Source organism: Ditibartonella apihabitans, assembly GCF_002007485.1.
GTDB lineage: Bacteria > Pseudomonadota > Alphaproteobacteria > Rhizobiales > Rhizobiaceae > Bartonella > Bartonella apihabitans.
In genome coordinates, this window is the sequence record NZ_CP015820.1 from 198,061 (window position 1) to 215,067 (window position 17,007).

The 17,007-nt window shown below is 45.2% G+C and carries 15 protein-coding genes and 1 pseudogene; 10 read left to right on the forward strand and 6 right to left on the reverse strand.

Going from position 1 to position 17,007, the window contains the following annotated elements; genetic code table 11:
* Positions 1-238 precede the first annotated feature (238 nt).
* From BBC0178_RS00875 to BBC0178_RS00895, 5 genes are all read right to left on the reverse strand, one after another.
* The gene (locus tag BBC0178_RS00875; RefSeq protein ID WP_078038869.1) at positions 239-1,609 is read right to left on the reverse strand and encodes a hypothetical protein; all 1,371 of its coding nucleotides are present in this window, start codon (positions 1,607-1,609) and stop codon (positions 239-241) included.
* A 227-nt stretch (positions 1,610-1,836) separates the two neighbouring features.
* Positions 1,837-2,337, reverse strand: coding sequence for a hypothetical protein (locus BBC0178_RS00880; RefSeq protein WP_077969932.1), 501 nt, complete (start codon positions 2,335-2,337; stop codon positions 1,837-1,839).
* 33 nt (positions 2,338-2,370) lie between these two features.
* Complete coding sequence (locus BBC0178_RS00885; protein ID WP_149867392.1) at positions 2,371-2,703, reverse strand: hypothetical protein; 333 nt, start codon at positions 2,701-2,703, stop codon at positions 2,371-2,373.
* Between the two features lie 759 nt (positions 2,704-3,462).
* Positions 3,463-3,711 (reverse strand): BQ00720 family protein, encoded by a 249-nt coding sequence (locus BBC0178_RS00890; RefSeq protein WP_077969936.1) that lies wholly within the window; start codon positions 3,709-3,711, stop codon positions 3,463-3,465.
* 17 nt (positions 3,712-3,728) lie between these two features.
* A complete protein-coding gene (locus BBC0178_RS00895; protein WP_078038871.1) occupies positions 3,729-4,157 on the reverse strand; it encodes an Hsp20 family protein in 429 nt (142 codons plus the stop codon).
* A gap of 115 nt (positions 4,158-4,272) precedes the next feature.
* Between BBC0178_RS00895 and nth the strand changes: the two genes are divergently transcribed.
* The 10 genes and pseudogenes from nth (at position 4,273) to glpK (ending at position 16,289) form a co-directional block, all read left to right on the forward strand.
* The gene (gene nth, locus BBC0178_RS00900) at positions 4,273-5,013 is read left to right on the forward strand and encodes an endonuclease III (protein WP_078038872.1); all 741 of its coding nucleotides are present in this window, start codon (positions 4,273-4,275) and stop codon (positions 5,011-5,013) included.
* A gap of 211 nt (positions 5,014-5,224) precedes the next feature.
* On the forward strand, positions 5,225-6,298 hold the full coding sequence (locus tag BBC0178_RS00910) for a bifunctional transcriptional activator/DNA repair enzyme AdaA (protein WP_078038874.1): 1,074 nt from the start codon (positions 5,225-5,227) through the stop codon (positions 6,296-6,298).
* Between the two features lie 115 nt (positions 6,299-6,413).
* Entirely contained in the window at positions 6,414-6,617 is a 204-nt protein-coding gene (rpmI, locus tag BBC0178_RS00915) for a 50S ribosomal protein L35 (protein ID WP_075869939.1), read from the forward strand.
* Positions 6,618-6,643: 26 nt separating this feature from the next.
* Positions 6,644-7,045: a 50S ribosomal protein L20 gene (rplT, locus tag BBC0178_RS00920; protein ID WP_075869652.1), complete on the forward strand. Its 402-nt coding sequence runs from the start codon at positions 6,644-6,646 to the stop codon at positions 7,043-7,045.
* 87 nt (positions 7,046-7,132) lie between these two features.
* Positions 7,133-7,954: a BUD32 family EKC/KEOPS complex subunit gene (locus tag BBC0178_RS00925; protein ID WP_078038875.1), complete on the forward strand. Its 822-nt coding sequence runs from the start codon at positions 7,133-7,135 to the stop codon at positions 7,952-7,954.
* A gap of 15 nt (positions 7,955-7,969) precedes the next feature.
* Positions 7,970-9,055 carry a phenylalanine--tRNA ligase subunit alpha gene (gene pheS, locus BBC0178_RS00930; RefSeq protein ID WP_078038876.1) on the forward strand — a complete coding sequence of 362 codons (1,086 nt, stop codon included), beginning with the start codon at positions 7,970-7,972 and terminating at the stop codon, positions 9,053-9,055.
* A 42-nt stretch (positions 9,056-9,097) separates the two neighbouring features.
* Positions 9,098-11,512 carry a phenylalanine--tRNA ligase subunit beta gene (gene pheT / locus BBC0178_RS00935; RefSeq protein ID WP_078038877.1) on the forward strand — a complete coding sequence of 805 codons (2,415 nt, stop codon included), beginning with the start codon at positions 9,098-9,100 and terminating at the stop codon, positions 11,510-11,512.
* A gap of 889 nt (positions 11,513-12,401) precedes the next feature.
* Complete coding sequence (gene glpD / locus BBC0178_RS00945) at positions 12,402-13,904, forward strand: glycerol-3-phosphate dehydrogenase (protein ID WP_078038879.1); 1,503 nt, start codon at positions 12,402-12,404, stop codon at positions 13,902-13,904.
* Between the two features lie 56 nt (positions 13,905-13,960).
* Positions 13,961-14,734 (forward strand): MIP/aquaporin family protein, encoded by a 774-nt coding sequence (locus BBC0178_RS00950; RefSeq protein WP_078038880.1) that lies wholly within the window; start codon positions 13,961-13,963, stop codon positions 14,732-14,734.
* Positions 14,735-14,779: 45 nt separating this feature from the next.
* Positions 14,780-16,289 (forward strand): annotated as a pseudogene (glpK, locus tag BBC0178_RS00955) (glycerol kinase GlpK).
* A 117-nt stretch (positions 16,290-16,406) separates the two neighbouring features.
* Here the strand turns inward: glpK and BBC0178_RS00960 are convergent.
* On the reverse strand, positions 16,407-16,688 hold the full coding sequence (locus BBC0178_RS00960; RefSeq protein WP_077969966.1) for a hypothetical protein: 282 nt from the start codon (positions 16,686-16,688) through the stop codon (positions 16,407-16,409).
* Positions 16,689-17,007 lie beyond the last annotated feature (319 nt).

A 17,007-nucleotide genomic window follows, 5' to 3' on the forward strand; every position in this document is an offset into this window, starting at 1 on the left:
CCACTGGTACCGGTGTTCTGCAATGTGTCGGGCATATGAGTCGTGTGAATTGGGCTTTGATAAACAAAAATGCGGTCAAGTTTACAACTATACATAGTTTTGCCCGAAAATTTGTACCTTAAACGGTCAATTTCGGGAAATATCTCTAGTCCTTAGCCGGAATAGACATGACTTTGGCAATTGATAAACAGGATTGAATGTGGAAACACGTCGTCAACCGTTTTTGAGGACATCCTGATTACGGCAATTTACGGGGGAAATTTGACGACCGGACAACCTGTTTACAAAGGCTTAGAATATAATAGCCGAAAGCCGAACAAGGGGCCAGAAGCAGCATTGACCAACCAATAAAGTCGAAGAAAATGCCGAAATTCACGCCGAGATAGCTCACCGGTAGAAATAAACTACAGAAAGCGCAAATAAGTGCGGACAAAAATATCGAATTGAAATCGATTTCACGTTTGATAAATGCGATGATTGCGACGCATCCGGCAAAAACAATACCGGCATCAAGATAAGCAAAGGAAAGATTTGCAGTAAAAAAAGAGGCAGGTGGAAAAGAAAAAAGCAATGCCCGCCATAAAATTGTTCCTGATTGCCAAAGAGGTGGGGCAGAAATAAAAAAGATGAAAAAAACGAATAAAGCGAAATAAACTCTGCTTCCAAGATGATAACGCGGATTTGGCCGAATTGTAGTTTTAAGACTTTTGCCGTTAAAAGGAACACCCGATAAACATAACAAACCGCCACCGATCACAGTGAGGCTGATAGCTGTCAAAAGATAAACGGCCAAAATATAAAGACCGGTTTGCTGCCAATCGGATTTGGAGACAAATATACTGTCGACAATCCAGAAACTTAAGGAAATTGCGATTGTTACAGCAAAGAGCCAACGCCAGGTGAGCGTACCATAGAGACGTAATTTCCGGACACCACAAAAGATGGTAAGGCTTACAAGCATAAGTCCTGCAGTGTTTATTTTTCCGGATATCATCCCGCGAGCTCCAAGATAACTCAAATCATCCCCCACCATGACCCATAATGTGACGATGATATAAAGCACTGGTCCATAAATTGCATAAATAACGGTGAGCTTCATGGCATCAACAAGCCGCGCACGTTCTTCCTCTTTGTAGCGTCTGGTAAGGCCACTCATGTTCAGTATTATCCAGAACAATCCTCCGGCAAAAAACCAGGCGGCCATCCAATAGGGAAAGGATTCATTGGAAATGCCGACAGACGAAAGTAACTGAGGAAAAGACAGCTTCATAATGCGAATGGTGCCATCGAAAAAAAGTGCCATCAAAACCGAGGTAATTAACGAAAATTTGAGTGAAATACTTCCCCAGCTTGCGCTTCTCAATCCCAAAATAAATGCAATCAGACATGCGGTGATAAAACTTGGCAAGTAGATTTGATAAGGCCTGAAAAAGGCTATGGTCAGGGAAAAACCGAATGTCTTGAACCACCCGCCAAGAAGCAGGAAGAAAAATGACCATGCCGTGGGCAAAATGACGAGAGCTGCAAGAACGACAAGTATAGCTTGGAGAAAACGGGCCTGCAGAAAACCGACCGGCCTGAATTTTTTGTCGGTTTTTTCGCGTAGCAAGATAAATATCCTTTTCTCTGTTCCGGCAAAGCAGGAATAATATAACGTTATTTTAGAATTAAAATCACTTGGTTATAAAAAACAGTGCAGCGGTTTTAATGTTTACGAAACTCTACGCTCTTTTCAGGTTTTTCCTGAATTCGGCCTTGTCTGTTCAATTGAATTTGTCTGCTGCATTGACTGGGATTCATGCCGTTTTTTAGATAAAGCGGTTAAAGCCTGCAATATTATTGCTCGACCGGTTTATCAAGTCTGAACCCGGTTGCAAGAATCCAGCAAACCCAGCCGACAAATATCCATTGGATGAAACCATAAGAGAGCCTGCGAAGAATATCTTCACTTGTTATAGGCTCTATATTTGGCTCAGAAATAACAATCTGCGACATAACAATATAGAATATTTCCACGCATAAACTGACAAGAATGGTGCGCCAAATGGATGCTGAAAGTGACAGCCCCAGTCCTCGTGAGGGGGGAAGAGAACAAAATACACCGCTTAAAAATACCGAAGGCATGTAATAGGAATAACCCGATAAAAATCTCGGACGCACTTCGTTACCGAAAACATCAAAAATCTCTACGAGCAGATTTGTGCCGCCAACCCAATGATGAAGAAGATAAACTCCGGCAATTGTCTGCACGGCCGGCCCAAGCAACAGAAAAATTGTAATAATACCGAAGCCCCGCATGGGGTAGCTATAAAGGGGTGTTTTATTATGATTTGTCATAACGCTCACAAGTCATCGAATTGTGAGATGACTTTAGGTTTTCGTTTCGGTCTGTGCAAGCCAATAAATACAATAGACGAGATAGACAAAACCGATCGGTATAATGACATAAAGGAACGGTGTAAGCAAAACATAAACCAGAATAGAGCCAAGAGGCAGCGTAACGCGAGCGAGGTTAAGATAGAAAGCTATACCGGTTGCTGCAACGAGATAGATGACACCGGCATAGGTAATAACAAAAACGAGCGGCAGCTTTTTCAACTGGTAGAGATAGACTGTCGGAAAAATTGAAAAGATTGCGGCAAACAAAAGATTTTCAGCAAGAAACAGACCGAATGCCACAAAACTGTTGAAATTTTCCATCATCGCCAAAAGGAAGCGATCATTGAAAAAACGGGAATATAGAAAATAGTTCGTCAGGCAACGACACACAAATAGCGCAAGTCCCCCGAAAAATGAAAAAATAACAAAAACTATGACTGCCTGCTTTCGCAAAATTATCCCCGTTGCACTAACATTCACAAGACAAATTATAAAACTTGTTTCATTCAATTCAATAAAATTCTCAAGAATGCTGATTGTTCTGATTTAATACGAGCTTATCGAACAATTGTTTAAAAAACGTAATTTAAATAAAATTATATGAACGATGAAAAATTTGTAAAAATTCGTTATTAGCAATAAAATTATCAATAATAATATACTGAAAATTTCTAATATGATAATATTAATAAAACATATTTTCTATATTTTTCATAAAAATATAGAAAATATAGTTTAGGAAAGTATATAAAAGATATTGTTGACAATTGTAAATTTTTTTATCAGATTAGAATTGTCCTGTTATCCATTCATGTGAATGATAATCAACAAAGCGAAAAATCGTCACGATGATAATCTTAAATATAATTTTACAAGATAATAGATTTTCTTTCCGAATTTTTAAGTGTCGGGAATTTGAAAACGGGTAGGTTTTGATTACAGATCTTCGGGTATTATCTGTCGCGCCTTGTTCCCTCATCAATTTCTGAAGGAAAAATGTTGATGGTCGATAATACCCGATTTTTATGACGAAGGAGTTGACTTGAAAAACAAGTTTAATTCAAGCAAACGTCCTTTTGTAGATTATTGTAAGGTTACTGTCCTTAATTCCTGATCATTTGCACCTTCCAGAGCCTTGGCACGGACATCGGAAAGAATAATCGGTTCGCCACCGGCTCCGAATAAGGCCCATAAAGAAATGCCTGGTGTCATTGGTGGCATATTCGGAAATTTCTTACTTAATTCATCGGTACGAATTTTGCGCAGATAGGCGATTTCGCCCTCACCGAGCAAAGCAAATTCCTGCATGGACAAAGATTTTTCGTTTTTCATTTTCTTCTCCTGTCGCATTACTCGTCGTCTATGGCACTGATCGTAATGCGTTTGACGCGCTTCTCGGGAGCCGGTCTTTCAAGATCTATTGAAAGTAAGCCGTTTTTGAGCTCCGCAGCCCCTACCTTTATTCCATCTGCCAGCACAAAAGCCCGCTGGAATTGGCGAGAGGCAATACCTCTGTGGAGATATTCGAACTCCTCATCGTCAGTTTGCCGACCGCGGATAATAAGCTGATTATCCTCTACCGTAACATCAAGGTTTTCCGGAGTGAAACCGGCAACTGCCAATGTAATTCGCAGTCGTTCATTTGGTTCCTCACCGGACAAACGCACAATGTTATAAGGAGGATAGCCATCGCCCGATTTATTCAAACGGTCGAGCGTTTTTTCCATTGTTTCGAAGCCTAACAGCAACGGGTTGGAAAAAGGTGTCATGCGTGTCATAAGGTAGTCCTCTTCGAAGCGACTATTGAACAGAAAACCCGTTTTGGCATTTTCTGTCTTTAGCTGTTATATGGAAATTTCAAGATCGAAGTTCAAGACAGGTTTTTAAAAGCGAATGACGGGTGTGAAGGCTGAAAGGTCAAAAGTTAGGAAAATAGCGGGAACTGCTTATAAAGCCGAGGAAATCAAAGAAATTTTTCGCCGTTTTTCGGTTCAGCGACCAAATCCGAGAAGCGATCTTGTCTATGAAAGTCCGTTCACTTTGCTTGTGGCGGTGGTTTTGTCGGCACAAGCGACAGACGCAAGCGTGAATAAAGCAACAAAGCCGCTTTTTGCTGTTGCCGATACGCCCGAAAAAATGGCTGCTCTCGGAGAAGACGGCATTGCCCGCTATATCCGCACGATCGGCCTGTGGCGGGCAAAAGCCAAAAACGTCTATGCGCTTTCCAAAATATTGAACGAAAAATATGCCGGCAAAGTGCCTGATACGAGAGAAGCGTTGATGGCACTCCCAGGTGTCGGGCGCAAAACTGCAAATGTTGTGCTTAATGTTGCTTTCAACCAGCCGACCATGGCCGTTGACACCCATATTTTCCGGTTTTGTAACCGGACAGAACTGGCACCGGGAAAAACGCCTGAAGAGGTAGAAAAGAAACTTGTCAAAATAATACCCGAAAAATATATGGCCCACGCCCATCATTGGTTGATTTTACATGGGCGTTACATCTGTAAAGCCCGTAAACCGGATTGTGTGCATTGTATTATCGCCGATATTTGCAAGGCAGCCATTAAAACAAATTCTATTCCCGCACCGCTTGTTGAAGTGAAAGGCAATGGTGCTCCGGTTCCGGTTTAATGGCAAAAAAGATTAATCCTGTTTGCGGTAATCTTTATAGCAGATGAAATTAAAGACAAAAAAATATATTATCTCTATAGTTTTATCGGAATTGTTGGAAATGCCAACGAAATAAAAGCCAGCCTTGGCTGGTTTTGGGGGGTAAATTTTATAAAAATGGCCGCCCGATTTCCGGCGCACAATTGCTTTTTTTGGGCTTATATAAATGGCCATGACACTTCTAACCAATAATACAGATCAGCTTTATGAAGCTCTGATCAACCGTGATCGCTCCTATGACGGGCATGTCTTTGTTTGCGTGACAACGACAGGTATTTTTTGTCGTCTGTCATGTCCGGCGCGAAAGCCCAAGCGGGAAAACGTCTTTTTTTGTGATAGTGCGGCTGCATGTCTCGAACAGGGCTATCGGCCATGTCTAAAATGCCATCCGCTCGAAGCAGGTGGTCACGTTGATCCGCTTTTTCGTAATTTGATGGCAAGACTTGATGAAAATCCCGATCACATATGGTCGGAAGACGATATTGTACGGATGGGATTTGACCCTTCCACGGTGCGGCGCATTTTCAAGCGCCAGATAGGCATGACATTTCTCGAATTTGCGCGCTTGAAAAGAGCAAGCCGTGGTGCAGCGCTGCTTTCCCATGGTCAGCCGGTGATTGAAGCACAACTTTCCGCCGGTTACGATTCGGGTAGTGGCTTTCGTGAAGCAATTCTCAAGCTTATCGGTCATCCACCAAAAGCCATACAAAACCGCACTCTTTTAAAAGCGACGTGGATTGAAACGCCGATAGGCGAAATGCTTGCTGTCAGTGACCAACATGTCTTGCATCTCTTGGAGTTTTTCGACCGCAAGGGGCTGTTGACGGAACTGAAAAAATTGCAAGCAGTCACCCGCTCTTCCATCAGTTTTGAAAGAACCGCGGTGATCGACAAGGTAGAAACCGAGTTGGCCGATTATTATCAAGGAAAACGCTGCCGTTTTGAAACACCGCTTGCCAAAGTTTCTGGTGGCTTTGCACCTCTTGTCTGGGAGGCTTTGCGCAAAATACCGGCGGGAGAAACACGCTCTTACAGTGAATTGGCGCGCGCTTTGGATAGACCGACAGCCATGCGGGCTGTGGCGCGGGCAAACGGGCAAAACCAGATTGCAATTATCATCCCCTGTCATAGGGTGATCGGTGCAGATGGGACGCTTACCGGTTATGGTGGCGGTTTATGGCGTAAAGACTGGCTTTTGCGCCATGAAAAAAGTATTTTACATAAAAGTCTGCTTGCTATTTTTTAGGCTCTGTTTTATGAGAACCCAGTTCAAGCCGTCCGGCAGGGCATGCCGTGACGACTTTTATGCTTGTTCGTACTTTGGTCAGTACGAACATCGATCACAACAATGGAGAAGCAAAATGCCCAAAATGAAGACCAAATCGGCTGCCAAAAAGCGGTTCAAAATTACTGCTACAGGCAAAATCAAGGCAGCTGCCGCAGGCAAGCAGCATGGCATGATCAAACGTTCCAACCAGTTTTTGCGTGATGCACGTGGCACCATGGTTCTTGGTGCACCCGACGCCAAGAAAATCATCAAAAACTATTTGCCGAACGGCCTTTAAAAGTTAGCTCTTAAGGAGATTATGACATGGCACGCGTAAAACGCGGCGTAACTGCACACGCCAAACACAAAAAAGTTATTAAACTTGCTGAAGGTTTCTACGGACGTCGTAAAAATACGATCCGTACAGCCAAAGCTGCTGTCGACCGTTCACGGCAATATGCCTATCGCGATCGCAAGAATCGCAAGCGCAGTTTCCGCGCATTGTGGATCCAGCGTATCAATGCGGCTGTCCGTCTTGAGGGCTTGACCTATGGCCGTTTTATTGACGGTCTTGCCAAGGCAGGAATCGAGATCGACCGCAAGGTTCTTTCAGATATTGCTATTCATGAGCCCGCAACATTCTCCAAGCTTGTTGCTTCGGCAAAAAAGGCATTGGAATATTTGAAGAAAACCACACCGAATGCTTTTGAAGGCGCCGTCAAGTAAGCCGGTCGCGTTCCTTTAAAAAACAGAACATTCTTTCGGAACCCGCACTGGTTTAAGCCGGTTGCGGGTTTTTGTTTTTGAGGCGTTATGAGCGAGATAAATCCTTTCATATCCAAGCCGCTGAGCGATACTGACAAGAAGCTTTTTCAATCTTGTGAGGGCAAGCGCATTGCCAGCGTCATGCGCGATGGCAAAAAGGTCTGGATCAAGCGGCAGGGAATCGAAAAGCGTCCGTGGGGCAAGCGGCTTCATGGCAGTTTATCGTTTTTATTACCGGCAGCTTTTATGAAATCTTCGCCATTGCGTGACGCTCTCGCCATGAACGGGCAGGAAATACGCAAAATTGAAAAGTTCAGGAAGGCAGGTATCGCTGTTCCTGAAATTCTAGCTGTTGATGGACCGGCTTTGATGATTTCCGATGTTGGCCAAACGGTGCAAAAACGCCTTGATTTTTTAAAAAAGAACGATGGCGAGGCATACGAGAAATTATTGATTCAATGCGGTGAAGCTTTGGGCAAAGTACATCACGCCGGACTTGTCCACGGCAGGCCGCATCCGCGTGATATGTTTATGGCAGGAAATGAGCTGGGTTTTTTCGATTTCGAGGAAGAGCCGGAAGCCGTGATGCCAATTCCCACAGCGCAGGCGCGTGATGCGTGGTTGTTATTTTTTCAAGTGTCGGCACAATCGCTTGAAAAAAATAAAACCGATCATGTGGCTTTCGAGGCGTGGAAAAAGCAGGTTTCCCCTGAAACCTTGAAACAACTTGAAAAAATTGTCCGGTTTTTTTCTATTTTTATTACTCCGTTGAAGTTGGCCAGGTTTATTTATCTTGGTGGTGATGGCAAACGTATGTTAAGCGCTACGGAGTTTCTTTCTTCCAATTTGAAAAACAGACATCCACTTTAAAGAACAGGCAAAGACATGAACGACATTGATAGTCTGGAAAAAGAAATCTGTGCGGCAATCGACGCTGCACAAGACGAGCAGGCACTGGAAGCAGTGCGTGTCAGCGCCCTCGGTAAAAAGGGTAGTGTTTCGGAAAAACTTAAAAGCCTTGGTGGTATGAGCGCAGAAGAGCGCCAGAAAGCCGGACCGGTGATAAACGGTTTGAAAAATCGGGTTTTAGAGCTTTTGGGCGAAAAACGTACGGCATTGAAGCGGGCAGCAACGGAGGCGCGGCTCAAAAACGAAACAGTCGATGTTACATTGCCGGTTCGCCTTTCCCCTGAAGCGCGTGGTCGTATCCACCCTATTTCTCAGGTGATTGACGAGATTACCGCCATTTACGCCGATATGGGCTTTTCCATTGCCGAAGGGCCGGATATCGAGACCGATTATTATAACTTTACCGCACTCAATTTTCCGGAAGGCCATCCTGCCCGCGAAATGCATGATACCTTCTTTTTCAATCCCGACGAGAAAGGTGAAAAGCGGCTTTTGCGCACGCATACATCGCCTGTTCAGGTTCGTACGATGGAAAAACAAAAACCCCCAATTCGCATTATCATTCCGGGAAAAACCTATCGTATGGATTCGGATGCCACCCATTCGCCGATGTTCCATCAGGTAGAAGGGCTGGTTGTCGATAAAAAGTCGACCATTGCCAATATTATGTGGGTGCATGAAGAATTCTGTAAGGCGTTTTTTGAAGTACCTTCGTTGAAGATGCGTTTTCGCCCTTCGTTCTTTCCTTTCACCGAACCGTCTATGGAAGTCGATATTCAATGTGACCGCTCCGGTACAGAAGTAAAATTCGGCGAGGGCAATGACTGGCTCGAAATATTGGGCTGCGGCATGGTGCACCCGAATGTGTTGAAAAATGTCGGCTTCGATCCGGATGAATATCAGGGCTTTGCCTGGGGCATGGGAATCGACCGTATCGCTATGTTGAAATATGGCATGCCGGATTTGCGGGCATTTTTTGATGCCGATATACGCTGGATCCAACATTACGGTTTCCGTCCGCTTGATGTGCCGACGCTTTTTGGCGGTCTCAGCAATTCATAAACTCACACCCGCGTCTTGCGTTTTGAAAAGAGGTTTTGAACAATGAAATTTACTTTGTCCTGGTTGAAAGATCATCTGGAGACAGACGCATCGCTCGGCGAGATTTGTGACCGGCTTACCGATATAGGCCTTGAGGTTGATAGCGTCGATGACCGCAAAAGCTTTGAAGTTTTTGTAATTGCCAAAGTTTTGACAGCCAAAAAACATCCCGATTCCGATCATTTGCAGATTTTGACTGTCGATACGGGGGAGAATAAGCCACTTCAGGTGGTTTGTGGTGCTCCTAATGCTAAGGCGGGGTTGATCGGGGTTTTCGCTCCTCCGGGAGCTTATATTCCGGGGCTTGATGTCACATTGTCGGTCGGAAAAATCCGTGGTGTCGAAAGTTTCGGCATGATGTGTTCCGAACGCGAGCTTGAACTTTCAAATGAACATAACGGCATTATCGAACTCGGCTCCGATGCACCTGTCGGCAAATCATTTGCAGCCTTTTATGGTCTGAACGACCCGCTTATTGATGTCGGCCTCACGCCGAACCGGCCGGATTGTACAGGTGTTTATGGCATTGCCCGCGATCTTGCAGCAAGTGGCATCGGCAAATTGAAGCCGCTTCAAGTTCCTTCTATTTCCGGCGAAGGAGAGCCATCGGTCACAGTGTCGCTCGATTTTGGTGACGCCGCACCTTTGTGTCTCGGCTTTTCATGGCGTGAAATTCGCGATGTTAACAATGTCCAGTCACCCAAATGGATGCAACGCCGTCTCACTGCTATCGGGTTGCGCCCGATCAATGCACTTGTCGATATGACCAATTACATCACGGTTGATCTCGGCCGTCCGCTCCATGTTTTTGATGCCGATAAGGTAAAAGGAAAGCTCACCGTCCGTCGTGGGCGCAAGGGTGATAAACTCCTTGCCCTTAACGGCAAGGAATATGAATTGGGGCCGGATAATTGCGTTATTGCCGATGACAATGGTGTTGAATCTATCGGTGGCATAATGGGCGGCGAGGCAACAGGATGCGATGAAAACACGAAAAATGTTATCATTGAATCGGCTTTGTGGGACCCGCGCAATGTTGCGGCGACAGGGCGCTCTTTTGGCATTGTTTCGGATGCACGTTATCGTTTTGAACGCGGTGTCGATCCGGAATTTATGGAACCGGGACTTGCCTTTGCCACCGAGATGGCCATGAAACTCTGTGGTGGCAAGCCTTCAAAAGCCCATATTATCGGGGAAAAGAGCGTTGAACAAAAAGTAATTAAGTTCCCGTTTGCCGAAATCAAACGTTTGACCGGTCTGGAATTAAGCCATGAAGCGGCAAAAACCATATTGCAGCACCTCGGCTTTGTTGTGGAGGGTAAAGGTGATGTTGTCACGGTAACAGTGCCAACATGGCGTCCCGATATTGATGGCAAGGCTGATCTTGTTGAAGAAGTTATGCGTATCCATGGGCTGAACAATATCAAGCCGGAACCATTGGAACGGCCGTCTTCTGTAAGCGGGCAAATTCTTACCACAATACAGATAAGGCAGCGTTCCGCACGTCGTGCTCTGGCTTCTCGCGGATTGATGGAAGCAATCACATGGTCTTTCATTTCGGAAAAACAGGCCAAAGCATTTGGCGGCGGCAAGCCTGAATTGAAGCTATTGAACCCGATTGCTGCCGATATGTCGGATATGCGTCCTTCACTGCTTCCGGGACTGATTGCAGCTGCCCAGCGTAATGCCGACCGTGGCTTTCCCGATCTCGGCCTATTTGAGATCTCGGCAACCTTTGAAGGCAATACGCCCGAGAAACAAAGGCGCGTTGCTGGTGGTATCCGCCGTGGTACTTACAAGCTTGATGGTTCAGGACGTTTTTGGGCCGGTTCTGCCAAACCGGTCGATGTTTTTGATGCCAAGGCCGATGCACTTTGTGTGCTCGACGCTTGCGGGCTTGATGCTTCAAAGGTGCAGATAGAAGCGGGTGCGCCTGAATGGTATCATCCGGGGCGTTCGGGCGTTATCAAATTGGGGCCGAAGATTATTCTTGGTACGTTTGGCGAATTCCACCCCGATACGCTTGAGGAACTCGATGTAGCCGGACCATTGTGCGGTTTTGAAGTCTATATTGACCGTATTCCCGAACCGCGCAAGAAGGCAACCAAAACACGCCCGCCTTTGGTGCTGTCGCCATATCAGATGATACGGCGCGATTTTGCTTTTGTTATGGATAAATCTGTGAATGCTGCCACGGTCATTCGTGCGGCAAGCGGTGCCGATAAAAAGCTTATCCAGTCTGTCGAGATATTTGATGTCTTCGAGGGGGCGAGCCTTGGTGAAGACAAGAAATCGATTGCGATCGAAGTGGCAATCCAGCCGCATGAACGCACTTTGACAGATGAAGATATTGAAGCTCTGGCGAAAAAAATTATCGATAATGTTGCGAAATCGACCGGAGCGACATTGCGCCAGTAATTTTTCTTGATCTTAAGGGTCGAGAGAAGAATTTCTATAAAAAAAGTGAGGGGGCAAAGCTTATTTGCCCCTTCATTTTATCGGTCGATGTCGAAAGAAACTAGTCGTATAAAACCGGCTATTCTCTTTCGAATTTTTGATATTCGAATATAAAAATAGCCTTTAATACTGTTATTTTTGAAATATTTTCGAGCCAAATATGCCCCTCCCGACCGAAAACAGATTTTGTCTTTTTCATAAAAATAACGAGTACTTTAAAAAACGGGACGCTTTGTCTTGATGTCGCCGGTTGAAAGCGAATAGACGTTTTCTGCGCTTCAGGTGATCGGAGCTAGAAATGGCCGAGACACGGCTCATAATCGTTCCTGATCAATATGTGTTTCTTGCGTCACTAAAAAATCGAGGCTTTTCTATCGGGGATGGTCATCCATATTCCGGATTAAAATACGATTCTCTGGAATTTTTGGCTCCGGAATTTTTGGCTCCGGAATTTTTTTGGCACTGGAATTTTTTGGTTAAATTTTAAAAAACTGTTAAACCGCCATTGCGGTTTTTAGTGCCTCATTGGTTTGGTGCAGGTTTTTCCGTTGGGTAGAACGGGAAACGCCCTTTCTTCAATTCTTTAAGGCTCATAATTTTTTACTTGATTGGAATGCGGTTTTTCCCGAATGAGTTGGCCATTATCGAGGAAATTACGATACTGTATAAAACCGGAAGTTGATAAAAAGCATTTTTACGACATTAAATTTTCGTTTTTTGATCCCGATCAACAATGGATTTCTTCTAACCTGGCGCATGTTGTGATTTATTCGCTTTACAGTTGACATTTGTTTTCTTCCATATTCTATCTTTTAAAAAACAAAAACCATCCTTGTCGAAAGTCGATTAAATGAAAAAAGAAAAACACTATGATCTTTTTGTTATAGGTGGTGGCGTCAACGGTTGTGGTGTCGCCCGCGATGCTGTTGGCCGTGGCTATTCCGTCGGTCTGGCGGAAATGAATGATCTTGCGTCAGGTACGTCCAGTGCCTCTACCAAGCTTATTCATGGTGGTTTGCGCTATCTCGAACAATATGCCTTCCGTCTGGTCAGAGAAGCATTGATGGAACGTGAGGTGATCTGGCACATGGCACCTCATCTCGTTCGTCCTTTGCGCTTTATACTGCCTTATAACAAAGGATTGCGTCCTGCATGGATGCTGCGTTTGGGTTTATTCATTTACGATCATCTGGGAAGCCGTCATCAGGAATTGTGGCGGACCAAGGTTCTTGATCTTACCAAAGAATATAGTGAATCTCTGAAACCCGGTTTCGTCAAAGGGTTCGAATATTCCGATGCCCGTGTTGATGATGCGCGTCTGGTTGTTGCCAATGCCCGTCATGCGGCAAGACTGGGCGCAGACATCATGGTGCGCACCGAAGTTGTCTCGCTTAAAGCCGATGGCAAGAAATGGAAAATCGGCCTTAAAAACAAATTGAATGGTGAAGAGTGGACAGTTACTGCCGATTATCTTGCAAATATGGCGGGCCCATGGATTAATCACGTCTTGCAGGATGCTTTGGGCTTTAAAGGCCACCCGCCGGTTCGTCTGGTTAAAGGGTCGCACATTGTTGTGCCAAAACTTTATCAACATGACCGCGCTTTTATTTTCCAGAACAAGGATGGAAGAATTGTTTTTGCCATTCCTTATCAGGAAGATTTTACGCTGATTGGAACAACCGACTGCGATTATAAAGGTGATCCGGCGAAGGTTCATATCAGTGACGAAGAGATTGATTATATCTGTTCGGCTGCAAGCGAATATTTCACCAAACCGGTTTTGCGCGATTCTATCGTTTGGGCTTATTCGGGTGTTCGCCCGCTTTATGACGACGGTGCTTCAAAAGCACAGGAAGCAACGCGCGATTATGTTTTGAAAGAAATGCGGGAAAATGATGGTGCTGTCATGCTGAATGCATTTGGCGGCAAAATCACCACGTTCCGTAAATTGTCGGAAGACGCTCTGGTCTTTATCGAAAAAGCTTTGGGTAAGCGCAAACCTGCATGGACTGCCGAAGTCAGCCTTCCGGGTGGCGATTTCCCGCATGATTCGCTTTCAGTCATGGAAGCGAGAGTTGCCAGTATTTTGCCCGATCTCGATGCAAAAACCCATCGCCGTCTGGCAAGAAACTACGGCACAGAAGCCCTGGAAATTTTTGACAATGGCAAAAAAGACAAGGGACAACATTTTGGACACGGCCTTTATGAGGCCGAGGTTCAATGGATGATGCGTGAAGAATGGGCAAAGGATGTCGACGATGTCTTGTGGCGTCGTTCGAAACTGGGCCTCTATTTTAATGACGAAGAAAAAGAAGCTTTAAGACAATACCTTGAAAAACATAAAACTATCTAAAAGGTTCGCCGTCTACTGAAGTAAAGCTGGTCAGACTGCAAACCAGGGGAGAAAACATGTCTGATGTGAATACTTTACGTGATGAATGCGTTGCGGAATTTGCCGGCACATTTTTGTTTCTGGCCCTCGGAATGGGGTGCGTTGCAGGATTGAAATTGGCCGGCGCCGCTTACGGACAATGGGAAATCAGCATTATCTGGGGGTTGGCTGTTGCACTTGCAGCCTATCTGACAGGGGGTGTTTCGGGGGCTCACCTCAATCCTTCGGTCACTTTTGCACTGGCTTTCTTTGCAAAATTTCCAAAACAAAAAATATTGCCTTATATCATTTCGCAATTTTTGGGTGCGTTTGTTGCAGCCGCCGTTGTCTATGGACTTTACTATAATCTCTTCTCGGCAAAAACACTTGATACAGCCGGTGTTTTTACCACTTTTCCAAATCCCCACATCACTCTCTCACAAGCCTTTATGACAGAATTTTTTATCACGGCTGTCTTGGTGGCGGTGATTTTAGGTTTGAGTGATGATGGCAACGGTTTGCCGCGTGGTGCCTTGGTTGCATTTCTTGTCGGTATACTGGTTGCTGTGCTTGGCGGTGCTTTTGGTCCGCTGACAGGATTTGCAATGAATGCCGCACGTGATTTTGGGCCCCGCCTCTTTGCTTATTTCGCCGGTTGGGGCAATGGCGTTATGACAGGAAATAGGGAAATTCCATATTTTCTCGTTCCGCTTATTGCGCCCGTCATCGGAGGATGCGTGGGAGCTGCCTTCTATACGAAATTGATCGGCGAGCCTCTTGCCCGCAGACAATCGAAATCATTGGCAAAATAATTAGCAAGACAATTGATCATTTTTCTATAGGACAGGGAGGCTTTCATGGCCGAAAAGAAATATATAGTCGCATTCGATCAAGGTACGACCAGTTCGCGCACTTTGGTGCTTGATCATGATGCCAACATCGTCAGTGTCGCTCAACGTGAATTTACCCAGATATATCCCCATCCCGGCTGGGTCGAACATGACGCACGCGAAATATGGGCAACACAAAGTTCAACTTTGACAGAAGCTCTGGCAAAAGCGGGCATTAGTTCAGATGAAATTGCGGCAATCGGAATTACCAATCAGCGGGAAACGACTGTTGTTTGGGAAAAAGCAACAGGCAAACCGGTTTATAATGCCATTGTCTGGCAGTGTCGGCGTACCACAGATATCTGTGCACGACTGAAAAAAGAAGGGCTTGAGGATTATATCAGGGAAAATACCGGTCTTGTCATTGATCCTTATTTTTCAGGTACCAAAATCGCCTGGATATTGGAAAATGTAGAAGGTGCAAGGCAGAAAGCCGATAATGGCGAACTGCTCTTTGGCACGATTGATACCTGGCTCATCTGGAATATGACGCAAGGGCGCGTTCATGTTACCGAATATACCAATGCTTCGCGCACTATGCTCTTCAATATTCATAAACTGGATTGGGACGAAACAATGCTCAAAGCATTGAACATTCCCCGTTCTATGCTGCCGGAAGTCAAAGCATCATCCGAAATCTACGGTCAAACCAATATTGGCGGACGCGGTGGTACACGTATTCCCATTGCCGGAGCCGCCGGTGACCAGCAGGCAGCCTTGTTCGGTCATATCTGTGTTGAAGAGGGGCAGGCCAAAAACACATACGGTACCGGTTGTTTCATGTTGATGAACACCGGCAAAAAGGCGGTCAAATCAACCCATGGTCTGGTGACAACGCTTTGCTGTGATGCACAAGGAAAACCTGCTTATGCTCTGGAAGGCTCGATCTTTGTGGCTGGAGCTGCCATCCAGTGGCTTCGCGACGAATTGAAGTTTTTCACTGATTCTGAAGATTCGGAATATTTTGCCGAAAAAGTGGGAACTTCGAATGGCGTTTATGTGGTGCCGGCATTTACCGGCCTTGGCGCGCCTTATTGGGACCCCTTTGCCCGCGGGGGCCATTTTGGGGCTGACAAGGGGCGTCAACCGCAACCATATCACCCGTGCAACGCTCGAATCGATTGCCTATCAGACAAAAGATGTTCTCACCGCCATGTTGGCAGATGCACAGACAGATCTGAAGACATTGCGTGTTGATGGCGGCGCTGTTGCCAACAACTTCCTTATGCAGTTCCAGTCCGATATTTTGCAAAAACCGGTTGAACGCCCGCAAATATTGGAAGTGACAGCATTCGGCTCGGCTTATCTTGCCGGTCTTGCAGTCGGCTATTGGTCGAGTTTGGATGAGTTGCGGAAGGTTGCAACAATAGAACGTGTCTTCAAGCCTTCCAAAGATGTGGCAAAACAGGAAAAACGTTATGCCGGCTGGCGAAAGGCTGTCGAGCGGGCATGTTCATGGGATTCGGTTGTTGAATGAAAGCCGCAGAGGCAACAAAAACGGCTAGTTTAGGAAGCTGTTTAAAGAACCTGAAAACATAAAAAAGAAAGGCACGTAAAATCTTTACGTGCCTTTCAAATTTAAACAAAGTTTAAATTATCTGCAACGTGCTTCGAATACTTTGCCGTTACGATCGCGATAATGGCAGTAACGAACGTGATTCTTGGTGCGTGAATATCCGATAAGGCCACCGGCAACAGCACCAATAGCAGCACCAGCGGCAACAGCTTTGCCACCGTGACCGAATGCAGCACCACCCAAAGCACCAAGAGCAGCACCACCGGCACCCCACTTGGCAACTGTTTTCTCGTTTTGTGTACAAGCAACAGTTGAAAAGGCAAACATCAAAACGATAAATAAAGAACACAATTTTTTCATGGTTTAACTCCAGAACCCTCAATGTGTTCCTATATAGCACAGTCCAAATCGCGCGGCTCTAAAAATAGTTAATGTTCTATTAAAAATCATTATTGAAATTGCAGATATGCAACAGATGCGACATTAGGAGAGTAACGAGGAGAGAAATACAAAAAATTAGCAAAGAAATTTTTCAAATATGACAATAAAATAACCTTACGTTTAGAAAAAGACATTTCATTTGTGCGGAAGTTTTAAGAATAATGTCATGCTTTATAGCTTAACGGTTCAATGAACAGCGTTAAAATATCCGTTAAGAAAAGCGGCTTATTAAAATAAC

What these genes read in the sequence shown, in the direction of transcription:
- BBC0178_RS00880 (WP_077969932.1), bottom strand. Translation starts at nt 2,337, where the DNA reads ATGACAAATCATAATAAAACACCCCTTTATAGCTACCCCATGCGGGGC.
- BBC0178_RS00885 (WP_149867392.1), bottom strand. Translation starts at nt 2,703, where the DNA reads ATGATGGAAAATTTCAACAGTTTTGTGGCATTCGGTCTGTTTCTTGCT.
- BBC0178_RS00890 (WP_077969936.1), bottom strand. Translation starts at nt 3,711, where the DNA reads ATGAAAAACGAAAAATCTTTGTCCATGCAGGAATTTGCTTTGCTCGGT.
- BBC0178_RS00895 (WP_078038871.1), bottom strand. Translation starts at nt 4,157, where the DNA reads ATGACACGCATGACACCTTTTTCCAACCCGTTGCTGTTAGGCTTCGAA.
- nth (WP_078038872.1), top strand. Translation starts at nt 4,273, where the DNA reads ATGACGGGTGTGAAGGCTGAAAGGTCAAAAGTTAGGAAAATAGCGGGA.
- BBC0178_RS00910 (WP_078038874.1), top strand. Translation starts at nt 5,225, where the DNA reads ATGACACTTCTAACCAATAATACAGATCAGCTTTATGAAGCTCTGATC.
- rpmI (WP_075869939.1), top strand. Translation starts at nt 6,414, where the DNA reads ATGCCCAAAATGAAGACCAAATCGGCTGCCAAAAAGCGGTTCAAAATT.
- rplT (WP_075869652.1), top strand. Translation starts at nt 6,644, where the DNA reads ATGGCACGCGTAAAACGCGGCGTAACTGCACACGCCAAACACAAAAAA.
- BBC0178_RS00925 (WP_078038875.1), top strand. Translation starts at nt 7,133, where the DNA reads ATGAGCGAGATAAATCCTTTCATATCCAAGCCGCTGAGCGATACTGAC.
- pheS (WP_078038876.1), top strand. Translation starts at nt 7,970, where the DNA reads ATGAACGACATTGATAGTCTGGAAAAAGAAATCTGTGCGGCAATCGAC.
- pheT (WP_078038877.1), top strand. Translation starts at nt 9,098, where the DNA reads ATGAAATTTACTTTGTCCTGGTTGAAAGATCATCTGGAGACAGACGCA.
- glpD (WP_078038879.1), top strand. Translation starts at nt 12,402, where the DNA reads ATGAAAAAAGAAAAACACTATGATCTTTTTGTTATAGGTGGTGGCGTC.
- BBC0178_RS00950 (WP_078038880.1), top strand. Translation starts at nt 13,961, where the DNA reads ATGTCTGATGTGAATACTTTACGTGATGAATGCGTTGCGGAATTTGCC.
- BBC0178_RS00960 (WP_077969966.1), bottom strand. Translation starts at nt 16,688, where the DNA reads ATGAAAAAATTGTGTTCTTTATTTATCGTTTTGATGTTTGCCTTTTCA.